The organism is Nocardioides sp. Root151 (genome assembly GCF_001427925.1).
GTDB lineage: Bacteria > Actinomycetota > Actinomycetes > Propionibacteriales > Nocardioidaceae > Nocardioides.
In genome coordinates this window covers 1084606-1099641 of record NZ_LMGG01000007.1, presented here as the reverse complement: position 1 = coordinate 1099641, position 15036 = coordinate 1084606, and the positions used below count along the sequence as shown (strand labels likewise).

At 69.8% G+C, this 15036-nt stretch carries 13 protein-coding genes; 4 read left to right on the top strand and 9 right to left on the bottom strand.

Annotated elements, in window-relative coordinates; all coding sequences use genetic code 11:
• Positions 1-125 precede the first annotated feature (125 nt).
• The 3 genes from ASD66_RS22750 to ASD66_RS25585 form a co-directional block, all read right to left on the bottom strand.
• Positions 126-1199, bottom strand: coding sequence for a branched-chain amino acid aminotransferase (locus tag ASD66_RS22750; protein ID WP_156388855.1), 1074 nt, complete (start codon positions 1197-1199; stop codon positions 126-128).
• A gap of 90 nt (positions 1200-1289) precedes the next feature.
• On the bottom strand, positions 1290-2351 hold the full coding sequence (locus tag ASD66_RS22745) for a 3-isopropylmalate dehydrogenase (RefSeq protein WP_056892321.1): 1062 nt from the start codon (positions 2349-2351) through the stop codon (positions 1290-1292).
• A gap of 10 nt (positions 2352-2361) precedes the next feature.
• Positions 2362-2487: a hypothetical protein gene (locus tag ASD66_RS25585; RefSeq protein ID WP_268788269.1), complete on the bottom strand. Its 126-nt coding sequence runs from the start codon at positions 2485-2487 to the stop codon at positions 2362-2364.
• A gap of 380 nt (positions 2488-2867) precedes the next feature.
• On the opposite strand from ASD66_RS25585, the gene ASD66_RS22740 reads away from it, so the two are divergent.
• Positions 2868-3434, top strand: coding sequence for an O-methyltransferase (locus ASD66_RS22740; RefSeq protein WP_056676078.1), 567 nt, complete (start codon positions 2868-2870; stop codon positions 3432-3434).
• Between the two features lie 390 nt (positions 3435-3824).
• Here the strand turns inward: ASD66_RS22740 and galE are convergent, their stop codons facing one another.
• Together galE and ASD66_RS22730 are read right to left on the bottom strand one after the other, a co-directional pair.
• Positions 3825-4844 (bottom strand): UDP-glucose 4-epimerase GalE, encoded by a 1020-nt coding sequence (gene galE, locus ASD66_RS22735; RefSeq protein ID WP_056892320.1) that lies wholly within the window; start codon positions 4842-4844, stop codon positions 3825-3827.
• A gap of 9 nt (positions 4845-4853) precedes the next feature.
• Positions 4854-5516 carry a YczE/YyaS/YitT family protein gene (locus tag ASD66_RS22730; RefSeq protein ID WP_056679081.1) on the bottom strand — a complete coding sequence of 221 codons (663 nt, stop codon included), beginning with the start codon at positions 5514-5516 and terminating at the stop codon, positions 4854-4856.
• A gap of 62 nt (positions 5517-5578) precedes the next feature.
• Here ASD66_RS22730 and ASD66_RS22725 point away from each other — a divergent pair, with 62 nt between their 5' ends.
• Positions 5579-7021, top strand: coding sequence for a PLP-dependent aminotransferase family protein (locus ASD66_RS22725; protein ID WP_056892319.1), 1443 nt, complete (start codon positions 5579-5581; stop codon positions 7019-7021).
• Here ASD66_RS22725 and ASD66_RS22720 read toward each other — a convergent pair.
• Together ASD66_RS22720 and serA are read right to left on the bottom strand one after the other, a co-directional pair.
• Positions 7018-8157, bottom strand: coding sequence for a family 16 glycosylhydrolase (locus ASD66_RS22720; RefSeq protein ID WP_056892318.1), 1140 nt, complete (start codon positions 8155-8157; stop codon positions 7018-7020). The two genes, ASD66_RS22725 and ASD66_RS22720, sit on opposite strands and share 4 nt — an antisense overlap.
• A gap of 93 nt (positions 8158-8250) precedes the next feature.
• Positions 8251-9837, bottom strand: a complete 1587-nt coding sequence (gene serA / locus ASD66_RS22715) for a phosphoglycerate dehydrogenase (RefSeq protein ID WP_056676058.1) — start codon at positions 9835-9837, stop codon at positions 8251-8253.
• A 356-nt stretch (positions 9838-10193) separates the two neighbouring features.
• On the opposite strand from serA, the gene ASD66_RS22710 reads away from it, so the two are divergent.
• Both ASD66_RS22710 and ASD66_RS22705 read left to right on the top strand, forming a co-directional pair.
• Positions 10194-11777 (top strand): ABC-F family ATP-binding cassette domain-containing protein, encoded by a 1584-nt coding sequence (locus tag ASD66_RS22710; RefSeq protein ID WP_056892317.1) that lies wholly within the window; start codon positions 10194-10196, stop codon positions 11775-11777.
• 81 nt (positions 11778-11858) lie between these two features.
• A complete protein-coding gene (locus ASD66_RS22705) occupies positions 11859-12338 on the top strand; it encodes a hypothetical protein (RefSeq protein ID WP_156388854.1) in 480 nt (159 codons plus the stop codon).
• A 12-nt stretch (positions 12339-12350) separates the two neighbouring features.
• Here ASD66_RS22705 and ASD66_RS24310 read toward each other — a convergent pair whose 3' ends face one another.
• Complete coding sequence (locus tag ASD66_RS24310; RefSeq protein ID WP_156388853.1) at positions 12351-13406, bottom strand: type IV toxin-antitoxin system AbiEi family antitoxin domain-containing protein; 1056 nt, start codon at positions 13404-13406, stop codon at positions 12351-12353.
• Between the two features lie 163 nt (positions 13407-13569).
• On the bottom strand, positions 13570-15000 hold the full coding sequence (gene argG, locus ASD66_RS22695) for an argininosuccinate synthase (protein ID WP_056676044.1): 1431 nt from the start codon (positions 14998-15000) through the stop codon (positions 13570-13572).
• Positions 15001-15036: the final 36 nt, after the last annotated feature.

The following is a 15036-nucleotide window of genomic DNA, read 5'->3' as shown; positions in this document are numbered from 1 at the left end:
CGGCATCCACAACACCACCCAACAGGGTTGAGTTGCTTAGACCGATTGATTCCGCCCCCTGCCCGCGGGTGCAGAAGTGTCAACAAGGGCGCACAAGTGCCCGGTTCGGTACGGCGTACGCCGGATCAGACGACCTGGTGCATCCAGCCGAAGGAGTCGTCGGCGCGGCCGTACTGGATGTCGACCAGCGACTGCCGGATCTTCATCGTCAGGTCGGTCGACGCCGGCGCCGGGACCTCGCCGCCGTCCCACTTCAGGGCACCGACCGGGGTGATCACGGCGGCCGTGCCGCAGGCGAAGATCTCGGTGATCGCACCGCTGGTGACGCCCTCGCGCCACTCGTCGATGGAGAACTTGCGCTCCTCGACCTTGTGGCCGAGCTGCTCGGCCAGCTCGATCACGCTGGAGCGGGTGATGCCCTCGAGGATGGTGCCGGTCTCGGGGGTGACGATGCGTCCGTCGTCGAAGACGAAGTACATGTTCATGCCGCCGAGCTCCTCGACGTACTTCCCCTCCTGGGCGTCGAGGAAGACGACCTGGTCGCAGCCGTGGCCGCTGGCCTCCTGCTGGGCGACCAGCGAGCTGGCGTAGTTGCCACCGGTCTTGGCGGCACCCATGCCACCGCGGCCGGCGCGGGTGTACTCCTCGGTGAGCCACAGGCTGACCGGCTTGATGCCGCCCTTGAAGTAGGACCCGGCCGGCGAGGCGATCACCATGAAGGTGACGTGCTGGCTGGGACGCACGCCGAGGAACACCTCGGTGGCGATCATGAACGGGCGCAGGTAGAGGCTCTTCTCCCCCGCCGCCTCGGGCACCCACCGCTCGTCGACCTTCACCAGGGCGTCGACGGCCTGCACGAAGTCGTCGACCGGCAGCTCGGGGAAGGCCAGGCGTCCGGACGAGCGCACCATGCGCTGCGCGTTGGCCTCGGGACGGAACGTGGCGATCGAACCGTCGGGCTGGCGGTAGGCCTTCATGCCCTCGAAGGTCTCCTGCGCGTAGTGCAGGACGGCGGTCGCCGGGTCCATCGTCAACGGGCCGTACGGCGTGACGCGGGCCGCGTGCCAGCCCTCGTCGGGGGTCCACTCGACGGTGAACATGTGGTCGGTGAAGAACGTGCCGAAGCCGGGGGCCGCGAGGATCTCGGCGAGGCGGGCGTCGTCGACGATCTTGTCGCTCAGGGTGGTGCTGATCTCCATGGACATCAAACTATCTGACCTTCTGTGAAATGAGCGACGCCGGGCACGTCGAAGCGACGTACCCGGCGCCAGAGGCTGGCGAAGTACGTGTCAGCCGGCTACTCGCGCGGCGATCGCGTCGCCGATCTCGGACGTACGGCGGGCAACGCCGGCCGTGCGCTCGGACAGGTCCGCGAGGACGGCGGACTCGATGGACCGGGCAGCGTCGTCGAAGCCCAGGTGGTCGAGCATGAGGGAGACCGAGAGGATCGCCGCGGTCGGGTCGGCCTTCTGCTGGCCCGCGATGTCGGGGGCAGAGCCGTGCACGGGTTCGAACATGGAGGGGGCGGTGCGGTCCGGGTTCACGTTGCCGGAGGCGGCCAGCCCGATGCCACCGGTCATGGCGGCGGCCAGGTCGGTGATGATGTCGCCGAAGAGGTTGTCGGTGACGATCACGTCGAAGCGGGACGGGTCGGTGGTCATGAAGATCATCGCCGCGTCGATGTGCATGTAGTCGGTCGTGACGTCGGGGTGCTCGGCGGCCACGGACTCGAAGAGGCGCCACCACACGGAGCCGGCGTTGACCAGCACGTTGGTCTTGTGGACCAGGGTGAGCTTCTTGCGGGGGCGGCGCTCGGCCCGGGCGAAGGCGTCGCGGATCACGCGCTCCACACCGAAGGCGGTGTTGACCGAGACCTCGGTGGCGACCTCGGCCGGTGTGCCGACCCGCAGCGCGCCTCCGTTGCCGGTGTAGGGACCCTCGGTGCCCTCACGCACGACCACGAAGTCGACCTCGCCCGGCTCGGCCAGCGGCGAGGTGACGCCGGGGAAGATCCGCGAGGGACGCAGGTTCACGTAGTGGTCGAGCTCGAAGCGCAGCTTGAGCAGCAGGCCGCGCTCGAGGATGCCGGGGGGCAGGTTCGGGTCGTTCGGCTTGCCGCCGACGGCGCCGAGCAGGATCGCGTCGTGGCCGCGGATCTCCTCCAGCGTGCTCTCCGGAAGGACCTCACCGGTGGCGAGGTAGCGCTCGGCGCCCAGGTCGTAGCGGGTCTGCTCGAACTTCACGGGGGCAGCCACCTCGAGCACCTTGAGTGCTTCGGCGGTGACTTCGGGGCCGATGCCGTCGCCAGGGATGACGGCGAGGCGGACGGTCTGGGGAGGAGTCGTGGTCATGACGATGAATCTAGTTGTCGTCGGGGCGCGGGCCGCCGTTGTCTCGCAGGTCAAGAGCGGCCTGGACGGCCTCCATGCTGCGCGGGTTCTCGGGGTTGTGGCTGGCAGGTCCCCACTCGGGGTACATGTCGTACATGGGTCTCTCCGTTCGGTGTCGCATCGGTTGATCGGGCGTGGGTGGTGCAACGAAGCCACGCCCCGCGACGGGGAGACGGATGCCGGGCCGTGGATCGCACGGGCACCGACACGGTCCATCAGGACCAGAGAGATTGCGGATCACGCTGAAACTTCTGGCGATCCGCCGCGGGGCGTCTTCAGGTGGAAGAAGGCCCGTCGTACAAACACCACTCGCCACGGCGAGGTGGCCTTCTGTCAGGCCTCGCCGCGGCAGTGAATGAGTACGAGAACGCTCCGCATGATGGAGAAACCGTACGACGCCTCGCGTGAGTGCGCATCCGACTTCCCGGATCCGCTCACGATGCGAGACGACTTTCCCAGGATGAAAGACTCGACGCCATGAGCGCCCCGCCCGACCTTCCTTCCATCGTGTCCCGTGCGTTCGACGTGTCCCGCAAGTCGGGCTACGTGTCGTTCTGCCGCAACGAGACCGGACGACTCCTGGCCACCCTGGCCGCCACCCGCACCGGCACCTTGGCCGAGTTCGGCACCGGCTGCGGCGTGGGCACCGCATGGCTGCGCTCGGGCGTGCGCGGCGACGTACGCATCGTGACGGCCGAGCTCGACGCCAAGCTGGCCGATGCCGCCGCGGAGATCTTCGTCGACGACGACTCCGTGGAGGTGCTGGCCGCCGACTGGTCGACCCTGCGCGACCAGGGACCGTTCTCGCTGCTGTTCCTCGACTCCGGTACGCCGTCCGCGGTCGGCGTCGACTCGATCGCCGAGCTGGTCGAGCCGGGCGGCATCGTCGTGCTCGACGACTTCGTGCCCTGCGAGCTGTGGCCGCCGATCACCGGCGGACGCGTCGACACCCTGCGCGAGCAGTGGCTCACCGACGATCGCTTCACCGCGGTCGAGGTGATGATCGCCTCCGACGCGTCGGCGATCATCGCCACCCGCCGGTAGGAGCAACCCGGCTCCACGCGCGTGCGCTCACCGACAGGCTGCGCGCCGGCCGTGCCGCACGACAGGTCGCGCATCAGCGCAACGGCGCGACTCGATGGACGCGTCGGAAAGTGCGGCAGTTGGCGCTCACGCCGGCGCTCGCCCGCCGCATGTGTGACGTGCCAGCACGAATTGCCGCAGTTCCCCACGCCTTCGGAGCGAGATGATCAGCTCGGGGCAAGGCAACGGCCCGACACCAGTGCCCACGCAACACCCCTCGTCGGCCGCGGGTCGCGGTTCGCCTCCCGCTGGCCAGGGCCCGCGCCGCCGGTCGCGGTCCGCGGGTCGCGGTCCGCGGGTCGCGGTCCGCGGGTCGCGGTCCGCGGGTCACGGCTCAGACTGGAGGCAGGCTCAGGCCTCCGGGTAGCCCTGCGGGTTGCCCGACTGCCAGCGCCAGGTGTCGGCGCACATGTCGTCGATGGTCCGGGTGGCCCGCCAGCCGAGCTCGTCGGCCGCGCGAGCCGTGTCGGCCCAGTAGGCCGGCAGGTCGCCGGCACGTCGACCGACCACCTCGTGCGGGAGCTCGCGGCCGACCGCACGCTCGAACGCGTGGAACAGCTCGAACACGCTGGTGCCGGTGCCGCCACCGAGGTTGAACGCGCGGACCGGCTCGACCATCGCGTCGAGGTGCTCGAGCGCCGCCACGTGGCCGGCGGCGAGGTCCTCGACGTGGATGTAGTCGCGCTCGCAGGTGCCGTCGGCGGTCGGGTAGTCGTCGCCGAAGATGGACAGCTTGTCGCGTCGACCGACCGCCACCTGCGCGATGAACGGCATCAGGTTGTTGGGCACGCCCTGCGGGTCCTCGCCCATCGTGCCCGAGCGGTGCGCGCCGACCGGGTTGAAGTAGCGCAGCAGCGCGACCTTCAGACCGCCGGCGGTGGCCACGTCGGAGAGCACCTGCTCCTGCATCACCTTGGTGCGGCCGTAGGGGCTCGCGGCGGAGAGCGGCTGGTAGTCCTCGTGGTAGGGCACCGGCGCGTGGTCGCCGTACACGGTCGCGGAGGACGAGAACACCAGACGGTGGACGTCGTGGCGGCGCATCGCGTTGGCGAGCGCGAAGGTCGAGCCGAGGTTGTTGGCGTAGTACTCCAACGGCTTGCCGACGCTCTCCCCCACCGCCTTGAAGCCGGCGAAGTGGATCACCGCGTCGATCTTCTCGTTGGCGAACAGCCGCTCGGTCTTGTCGACGTCGGTCAGGTCGAACGCGTGCACCGGCACGTGGGCGCCCGAGAGCGACTCGATGCGGCCGACCACGCTGGGCTTGCTGTTGGAGAAGTCGTCGACCACGAGCACGTCGTGGCCGGCTTCGATCAGGGAGAGGACAGTGTGGGAGCCGATGTAGCCGGCACCGCCGGAGACGAGAACGCGCATGGGAGAAGACTAGGGCGTGTCGGGTAGCTCGACGGTGAACCACGGCAGCATCGCCTGGGCCAGCGGCCCGATGGCCAGCGCGTAGAGCACCGTGCCCACGCCGAGAGCACCGCCGAGGAGCAGGCCCAGGACGACGACGGCGACCTCGAGTCCGGTGCGCACGAGCCGGAGCGAGCGGCCGGTACGCCGGGCCAGGCCGGTCATCAGCCCGTCGCGGGGACCCCGGCCGAACTGCGCCCCCATGTAGAGGGCGGTGGCCAGCCCGTTGCCGACGACACCGACGACCAGCAGGGCGATCCGCGGCGCCCAACCGTCGGGCTCGGCGAGCACGGCCAGCGTGGCGTCGGCGGAGAAGCCGACCACGAAGGCGTTGGCGATCGTGCCGAGTCCGGGAACCTCGCGCAGCGGGATCCACAGCAGCAGCACCACGAAGCTGAACAGCACGACGGCCTGGCCGAGGGTGATCGGCACGTGCTGGATGAAGCCCGAGTGGAACACGTCCCACGGGGCCAGACCGAGTGCCCCGCGCACCATCATCGCCAGCGAGACGCCGTACAGCACGAGTCCGATCATCAGCTGCGGCAGGCGTCGCGCGAGGCGACCGGCGCGGAGTTGTTCGAGCGGGCCGAGGTCGGAGAGCTGGCGTCGGGGAAACGTGGTGCTGAGGGACATGCCCACCATTCTGGTCTCGATTGGCCCTTGAACAAATAGCCAATCGTGGAATAGTGGCCTGTATGTCACGCGTCATATCGGCCCACACCGTGGCCACTCTCGTCGCCGACTTCGACCGCTCCCCGGCGTACGCCGGCCTCGCCGAAGCACTGCGCAGCCTGGTCGCCGACGGTCGGATCGCCCACGGCACCCGCCTGCCCAGCGAGCGCGAGCTCACCGACGCGCTCGCCGTCAGCCGCACCACCGTCACCCGGGCGTACGCCGAGCTGCGCGGGCGCGGCTACGCCGAGGCGAGACGCGGCGCCGGCACGTTCACCTGTGTGCCGGGCGGACCGACGCGGGCGCCCGACCGGGTGCTCACCCCGCGCGTCGACGGCGAGGACCTGATCGACCTCAACTGTGCCGCAGCCCCCGCCCCGCCGGGCATCGCCGCGGCCTACGAACGCGCCGTCGCCGAGCTGCCCGCGTATCTCTCCGGCCACGGCTACTACCCCGTCGGGCTGCCCGAGCTGCGCGAGGCGATCGCCGCGCTGTACGACGCGCGCGGGCTGCCGACCGATCCCGAGCAGATCATGGTCACGCCCGGCGCGCTGGCCGCGACCGGTGTCGTGGCCCTGGCCTGCACCGACCCCGGGGACCGGATCATGGCCGAGGTGCCGGTCTACCCGAACGCCACCCGGGCGCTGACCATGCGCTCCACCCGGCTGGTGGGCGCCGGCGTCGATGCCGACGGCTGGGACCTCGCCGGCATCGGCGCGACGATCCGGCAGAGCGCACCGCGTGCGGCGTACCTCATCCCCGACTTCCAGAACCCGACCGGCCACCTCATGCTCGACGCGCAGCGCGAGGAGTACGCCGCCCAGCTGGCCGCCTCGCGCACGTTGGCGATCATCGACGAGGCACACCAGGCGCTCTCGCTCGAAGGCCAGGAGATGCCCCTGCCGATGGCCGCGCACGTCGAGGCGGCCGGCGGTGAGGCGATCACGCTGGGCAGCGCCAGCAAGATGCTGTGGGGCGGCCTGCGCGTCGGCTGGTTGCGGGCTCCCCGTGCCCGGCTCGACGCCCTCACCGAGGCGCGCCTGGCGCTCGACCTCGGTGTGCCCGTGGTCGAGCAGCTCGTCGCGGCCACCCTGCTGCGCGATGACGGCAGCGTGCTGGCCGCGCAGCGAACCCGGCTGCGGGAGCAGCGTGACGCCCTCGCCTCCGCCCTTGCCGAGCAGCTGCCCGAGTGGACCTTCCGGGTTCCCGCCGGCGGCCTGGCCATGTGGTGCGAGCTGCCGTCACCGCGTGCCTCACAGGTGGCCGCCGAGGCCGAGGCGCGTGGCGTCGTGGTCGCGCCCGGTCCGGTCTTCTCACCGACGGGTGGCTACGAACGGTTCTTCCGGATCCCGTGGACCCGCCCCGCCGACGAGCTCGAGGAGGCCGTGGCCCGCATCGCCCAGGCCTGGCGAAGCGGCGACTCCGGCGACGCCCGCAAGACTGCCGAACGGGTGATGGTGGCCTAGCGCCAGACCCTGGCGTAGTCGACGCGCATGGTCGCGGGCAGGGGCGGCGGATCCAGCGGGTCGTAGCCGTTCGTCCCGGAGCCCAGCGCCTGGGTGAACATGACGATGTACTTCTGGCGGAACGCCGGGTCGCCGGAGGTGTTGGTCAGGCACAGCCTGTCGTTGACGTAGATCCGGATCCGGGTGGCCGACCACTCCAGGCGGTAGGTGTTCCACCGGCCACGGTGCGCGACACAGTCGTACGCCGTGTTCGTGTGCGCACCACTGGTGACGGAGCCGTTGACGTCGTTGCGGTAGTGCAGGAACGGGATCGAGAGGTCCGGGTAGACCGAGTAGGTCTCGGAGACGTCGATCTCGCCGGTCGTCGGCCAGTTCAGTTCGACCTCGCGATCGTCGGGCCACAGCCAGTAGGCCTCGTGCAGGCCCGGCGCCTCGGTGGCCGCGGTGAAGACGCGAGCCTCGAACCGGCCATAGCGCTGCGACCACTTGTGGTAGGTCGAGACCATGCCCGACGTGAAGATCTTGAAGATGCCTTCGAGCCCCGGGCACTCGGCCAGGGTGGCCGGTCGGGCGACGAGACGCAGCGAGCCGTTGCCCACGCTCACGTTGTCGCCGCGGTAACAGGCTGCCGCCCCGGGCGGGTCGCCGGTGATGAAGCCGTCGGTCTGCGGAACCCACTTGGTGGTGTCGAGCGCCGTACCGCTGAAGTCGTCGCGGAACGTGCAGCGCCATGGAGTGCCGTCGGCCTTGAGCGGCCGCACGCCGCAGGCATCGCGGGTGACCAGCAGCCGCGGCACGTAGCGGGTCGCGGACCGTCGACGGCTCGAGGCGTCGACCACCCGGTACCCGGTCTTGCGGGAGCTCTTCCAGACGACCGTGCGGAACGCGTGCCGCCGACTCGTGAGCGAGCGCACCCGCACCCATCGCGTGCCCGCTCGCCTCTGCAGGACCACGCGGTCCGCGCGGTGCGCCGTACGACCAGTGAGGTAGACCGTGCCGAGGTTGCGCGCGGAGACCTTGAGCGTGGGGGCGGCTTCGGCGGCGACGGCGACCGGTCCCGTGGCGGGGGTGAGCAAAAGTCCGACGACCATGACCAGCATCGCCAACAACGTCACGACCCGAGTCGTACGGCGCATGGCTCCTCCACAGCGTTTCGTCCGAGAGTGCAGGAAAATCACAACAGCGTCCTGGTGCCACACTCGCACCAGGACGCCGCTGTGTTCAAGAGGTCAGGACAGGTCGACGGCGCGCACGGTCTGCGCGGTCATCGCCTGCTCGATCTCGGCGAGGGTGTCGGCCGGGATCGCGGAGTCGACCGAGAGCGCGACCAGCGCCTGGCCGCCCTTGCCGTCGCGGGCCACCTGCATGCCGGCGATGTTGACCTCGGCCGTGCCGAGGATGCCGCCGACGGTGCCGACCATGCCCGGGCGGTCTTCGTAGGAGAAGAAGGCCAGGTGGTCGGTGGGCTCGATGTCGACGTCGAAGCCGTTGACCTCGACGAGGCGCTCCTTCTGCGCGAGGCCGACCAGGGTGCCCGAGACCGAGACCTGCGAGCCGTCGGCCAGCGTGCCGCGGATCGTGATCAGGTTGCGGTGGTCGGGGCTCTCCGCCTCGGTGACCAGGCGTACGGCGGTGCCGCGCTCGGCCGCGAGCAGCGGTGCGTTCACGTAGGAGACCTGGTCCTCGATGATGTCGGTGAAGACACCCTTGAGGGCGGCCAGCTCGAGCACCTTGACGTCGTACTCGGTGATCTCGCCACGGACCTCGACGTCGATCGACTGCGCGACCTCGCCGGCCAGCGCGGTGAAGACGCGGCCGAGCTTCTCGGTGAGCGGGATGCCGGGACGCACGTCCTCGGCGATGACGCCGCCCTGGACGTTGACCGCGTCGGGGACGAGCTCACCGGAGAGCGCGAGGCGCACGGACTTGGCGACGGCGATGCCGGCCTTCTCCTGCGCCTCGTCGGTCGAGGCACCCAGGTGCGGGGTGGCGACGACGGTCTCGAGCTCGAACAGCGGGCTGTCGGTGCACGGCTCCTTGGCGAACACGTCGAGACCGGCAGCCGCGATGCGCCCGGTCTTGAGGGCGTCGTACAGCGCGGCCTCGTCGACGATGCCACCGCGGGCGGCGTTGACCAGCACCAGGTTGGACTTGGCCTTGGCCAGCTGCTCGGCGCCGATCAGGCCCACGGTCTCGGGGGTCTTGGGGAGGTGCACGCTCATGAAGTCGGACTCGGCGAGCAGGGTGTCGAGGTCGACCAGGCGGACGCCCATCTGCGCGGCCCGGCCGGCCTGCACATAGGGGTCGTAGGCGATGACCTTCATGCCGAACGCGCTCAGGCGCTGGGCGACGAGCACGCCGATGCGGCCGAGGCCGACGATGCCGACGGTCTTCTCGTAGAGCTCGATGCCGGTGTACTTGCTGCGCTTCCACTCGCCGTTGCGCAGGCCCGCGTGGCCGGGGCTGATGTTGCGCGCGGCGGCGAGCATCAGGCCGACGGCCAGCTCGGCGGCGGAGACGATGTTGGACGTCGGCGCGTTGACGACCATGACGCCGGCCTGGGTGGAGGCCTTGACGTCTACGTTGTCGAGACCGACGCCCGCGCGGGCGACGACCTTCAGCTTCTTGGCGGCGGCCAGGGCCTCGGCGTCGACCTTGGTGGCCGAGCGGACCAGGATCGCGTCGACGTCGGCGATGGCCGGCAGCAGCTCGGCGCGGTCGGCACCGTTGCAGTGGCGGATCTCGAAGTCGGGGCCGAGCGCCTCGACGGTGGCGGGGCTCAGCTCTTCGGCGATGAGAACGACGGGCTTGCTCACAGCGGATTCCTCGATTTGTGTCGCGGATTTGCGGGACTCGTCCGACGGCCAAGTTGCGGCCGTTCAGGAGGTCGTGCACGACGCTGTGCCCGGACCGGCAATGCTACCCGACCTCCCACGGATGGCCGAGTCCGTCCGCATCGAGACCGCCCCCTCCCGGAAGCAACGCGGGGTCACCGTCGCTCCACACGCGTCGCGACACGGGCAAACCGTCCACGGCACCGCACAGGAGCGGCCTCGAAATTCGTTTGTACGACGCACCCGACCTTGGCATACTGATCCGCGTGAAGTTCTGAGAGCGCCCGTGAAGCCCGTCGTCGACGGGTGGTTCCCTGCCCCGATTCCGAGGCTCGCTCTTGTCATCTCCGCTTCGCTTCTCCCACGTCTCCTTCGCCTGGCCCGACGGGTCACCGGTGATCGACGACCTGAACCTGCTCGTCCCGTCCGGACGCTCGGGGCTGGTCGGCGCCAACGGCTCCGGCAAGTCCACCCTGCTCCGACTCGCCGCGGGCGACCTCACCCCGACCGGCGGCAGCATCCGCGCCGAGGGCCGGGTCGGCTGGCTGCGCCAGGACCTCACCCTGCGCTCCAAGGAACGCGTCGACGACCACCTCGGCGTACGCCGGATCCGTGACGCGATCCGCTCCATCGAGGCCGGCTCCGTCGACGAGTCCGACTACGAGACCGTCGGCGACGCCTGGGACATCGAGGAACGCGCCGGCGCCGAGCTGGCCCGGGTCGGCCTGCCTGCGGACATCCTCGACCGCCGCCTCGGCCAGCTGTCCGGCGGCGAGACCGTCCAGCTCGGGCTGACCCGCCTGCTCCTGCAGCGCCCCGACATCCTGCTGCTCGACGAGCCCACCAACAACCTCGACGCCCGCGCCCGCGAACGGCTCCACGCGGTGGTCGAGTCGTGGCGCGGCACCCTGGTCGTGGTCAGCCACGACCGCGAGCTGCTCGAGCTGGTCGACCGGGTCGGAGACCTCCACGACAACTCCGTCACGTGGTACGGCGGCGGCTACTCGTCGTACGCCGAGCAGGTGGAGGCCGAGCAGGCCGCAGCCGCACAGGCAGCCACGACCGCGCGGGAGGACCTCCGCAAGCAGAAGAACGACCTCGTCGAGACCCAGCGGATCCTCTCCGGGCGCAAGCGCTACGCCGACAAGATGTATGCCAACAAGCGGGAACCGCGGGCGGTGATGAAGCTGCGCAAGCGCTCCGCCCAGGTCTCCGCCGGCAAGTACCGCCAGCTCCACGAGGACCGGCTCGAGTCCGCGCGGGAGCGCCTCGACGACGCCGAGTCGCGGGTGCGCGACGACCGGGAGATCCGGATCGACCTGCCGGAGACCGAGGTGCCACGCGGTCGCGAGGTGCTCCGGCTCGACCTGCACCTGCGCACCGGTGCGCGGGTCGACCTCGACCTCCGCGGGCCGGAACGGATCGCGGTGACCGGTGCCAACGGGAGCGGCAAGACCACGCTCCTGCACACGATCATCGGGTCCCTGGCCCCGGAGGGTGACATGCAGGTGAAGGTGCCGTTCGGCCTGCTCGACCAGCGCCTCGACACCCTCGACGACTCGCTCACGGTCTTCGAGAACGTGGCCGCGCGGGCACCGGCCTCGGACCCGAACGAGGTGCGTGCCCGCCTGGCCCGCTTCCTCTTCCGCGGCTCCAAGGGTGACCAGGTGGCCGGCACGCTGTCCGGTGGCGAGCGCTTCCGGGCGACCCTGGCCGCGGTACTGCTGGCCGACCCGGCGCCGCAGCTGCTGCTGCTCGACGAGCCGACGAACAACCTCGACTTCAGTTCGTACGACGCGCTCGTCTCGGCGTTGGGCGGCTACCGGGGTGCCCTGCTCGTGGTGAGCCACGACGAGGCGTTCCTCGACGAGATCGACGTCCACCGCCGGATCTCACTGCACGACGTACCCCGTATTGGGTAAGTCGGGCCAACGTCGCCACACGAGCGTTTCCGGGTGCCTAGATTTTCGGACAGGGGACCACACTGAACGGAAGTCGGGGACATGAAGAGAACATGGGTGTTGGGTCTGGTCATGGGCCTGGTCGGCGTCGTGTTTGCCGCGATGCCGGCGCAGGCCGAGCGGATCGGCGACGAAGGCTGTACGCCGGGCTACTGGAAGAACCACACCGACAGCTGGTCGGAGGGGCCGGGGCAGCCGATCGCCAGCACGACCTTGCTCAACTCGAACCAGGTCAAGTTCCACACGACCGCGGCTCTGGTGGGCGACTCACTGCTCGACGCCCTGAACTACAAGGGCGGAGCCGGAGCGGCCGGCGCCGAGCGCAACCTGATGCGGCACGCGGCCGCGGCCTGGCTGAACGCGGCCACCGAGGACCTCGGGTACCCGTACCGCCGCTTCACGGACCCGTACAACATCGTGGGGACCGTGAACGCGGCCATCGCGAGCGGGGACCCGGCCGCGATGCTGGCCGTGAAGGACGAGCTGGCGGCCGCGAACGAGTTGGGGTGCCCGCTGAACTGATCAGCGGCCGACTCAGGCGGTTCGCCTCGACAGTGGAGATTCTCCGGCGCCACGCGCCGGAGAATCTCCTATGCTGAGCCACGTTCGTATCGTGCAGTCCGGACCACACGCGACCGGCCAACCTGCCCAGCCCCGGGCGCGCAGGATCAGCGCGACCGCCGCCGCGAGCCGGCACGGCTCGAGCACCTGCCTCCACCCCGGACGTATCGTCAGCCGATTGCTGATCGCCGCTCCGATGTCGCGATCCAGATCGAGCCATCGATCCTCGGACCACTCGTGGCCGAGTCGTCCGTCGAGCTCGACCAACAGCAGGTGAGCCGAGTACTCGACGTCCCGGAAGATCACTCCTCCGGGCCCCGCAGGTGCACGACTGATCGGACGGTCTCGATCGACGCGGCGCTGGCGATGCCCCCGAGGAAGACCGTGCTTGCGCTCGACGTCGGAGAGGTAGCGGCGCTCGAGAACCGAGAAGGCTCCGGCGTCGATGTCGACGAGGATCTCGACCAGGAGTCGACGACGAGGCAGGCGTGGTCGCAACTCGATCGCCTCGAGCAACCGCCCCACCGTGGTACGGCGCTGCTGGCACAGATCGGCGAGCACTGCCACCGCCGCAGCATCGTCTCGGGCACTGGAGGCCGCGCCCAGTGCCGCGTGTTCGACCGCGACCCGCGGTGGCGACAGATGGAGCTGCGCGATCTGGTCGAAGTGCTGGCTGCGGTGCAGTTCGACGCCCGGCGCGGGATGGAGTCGCCTGGTGCGGCTCACGAGGAGTTGGACCACCTTCTCCTCTCGACCGAGCCAGGGGCCACGGATCCGGTGCGCACGTAGCGCCGAGAGACCGGTCAGTGCGGCCGGTTCGTGGCAGAGAACCGCGGACCACCACCGTTGCTCGCGGGTCAACGGTCCGGTGTGCTCGACGTAGACACCCTCATGAACGCGTGCCAGCCTCGCTCGACGGCACCATCGCTCGATGTCATTGTCCGTGCCGCCGAGCTCGAGGATCTGTCGACGAGAGATGACACCGTCCTGCAGACGCAGGAGCGAGGCGAGGGCAGCAGTGGATTCCATCCGATGAACCTGAATCGCACATCGGACCGCAGCAACGGCTCGCTCGGCCGCCTGTGGATGGGAGCGCAATGGAGGCGCCGCCAGACGCACTCACCCAGAAGAAGAAGGAGGTTCTCCGGCGCCAGACGCCGGAGAACCTCCACTGTTTGCAGCAGGAGTGGGTTCAGTCGGTGCCGAACTCCATGGCGGCGCGGTCGAGAGCCTCGTCCTCGTCGCTGATCGACTCACCGCGGTCGGCGATGCGGTCGGCGCCACCGGCCGGGAGCTCACCGAACAGGGTGCCGTTCTCGACGAGCACCTGGCCCTGGTCGAGCGGCTGCCCGGCGTACATCTCGAGCTTGGAGCGCGAGTCGGCGATGTCGAGGTTGCGCATCGTCAGCTGGCCGATGCGGTCGAGGGGGCCGAACGCGGCGTTCTCGGTGCGCTCCATCGACAGCTTGTCGGGGTGGTAGGAGAAGTTGCTGCCCGAGGTGGCCAGGACCGTGTAGTCCTCGCCGCGACGCAGCCGCAGGGTGACCTCGCCGGTGACCAGTGACGCGATCCAGCGCTGGATCGACTCGCGGATCATCAGCGCCTGCGGGTCGAGCCAGCGGCCCTCGTAGAGCAGCCGGCCGAGCTTGCGGCCCTCGTTGTGGTACTGCGCGACGGTGTCCTCGTTGTGGATCGCGTTGACCAGCCGCTCGTAGGCGATGAAGAGCAGCGCCATGGCCGGGGCCTCGTAGATGCCGCGCGACTTGGCCTCGATGATGCGGTTCTCGATCTGGTCGGACATGCCGAGGCCGTGGCGGCCACCGATCGAGTTCGCCTCGTGCACCAGGGCCACCGCGTCGTCGTACCGCGTGCCGTTGATGGAGACCGGGCGACCCTGCTCGAAGCCGATCGTGACGTCCTCGGTCTCGATGGCCACCGACGGGTCCCAGAACTTCACGCCCATGATCGGTTCGACGGTCTCGAGCGAGACGTCGAGGTGCTCGAGGGTCTTGGCCTCGTGGGTGGCGCCCCAGATGTTGGCGTCGGTGGAGTAGGCCTTCTCCTGGGAGTCGCGGTAGGGCAGGTTGCGCTCGGTGAGCCAGGCGCTCATCTCGTGCCGGCCGCCGAGCTCGTGGACGAACTCGGCGTCGAGCCACGGCTTGTAGATGCGCAGGTCGGGGTTGGCCAGCAGGCCGTAGCGGTAGAACCGCTCGATGTCGTTGCCCTTGAAGGTCGAGCCGTCGCCCCAGATGTCGACGCCGTCCTCGTGCATCGCGCGGACCAGCATCGTGCCGGTCACCGCGCGGCCCAGGGGCGTGGTGTTGAAGTAGATCCGCGAACCGGATCGGATGTGGAAGGCGCCGCAGGCCAGGGCGGCCAGGCCCTCGTCGACCAGGGCCGCCTTGCAGTCGACCGCGCGGGCGATCTCGGCGCCGTAGGCCAGTGCGCGTCCCGGCACGCCGGAGATGTCGGGCTCGTCGTACTGCCCGATGTCGGCGGTGTAGGTGCAGGGCACGGCGCCCTTGTCGCGCATCCACGCGACCGCGACGGAGGTGTCGAGGCCACCGGAGAAGGCGATGCCGACGCGCTCGCCGACGGGAAGGGAAGTGAGAACCTTGGACATGACCCAACTGTATACGGAGTTGTGCATAATCATGCA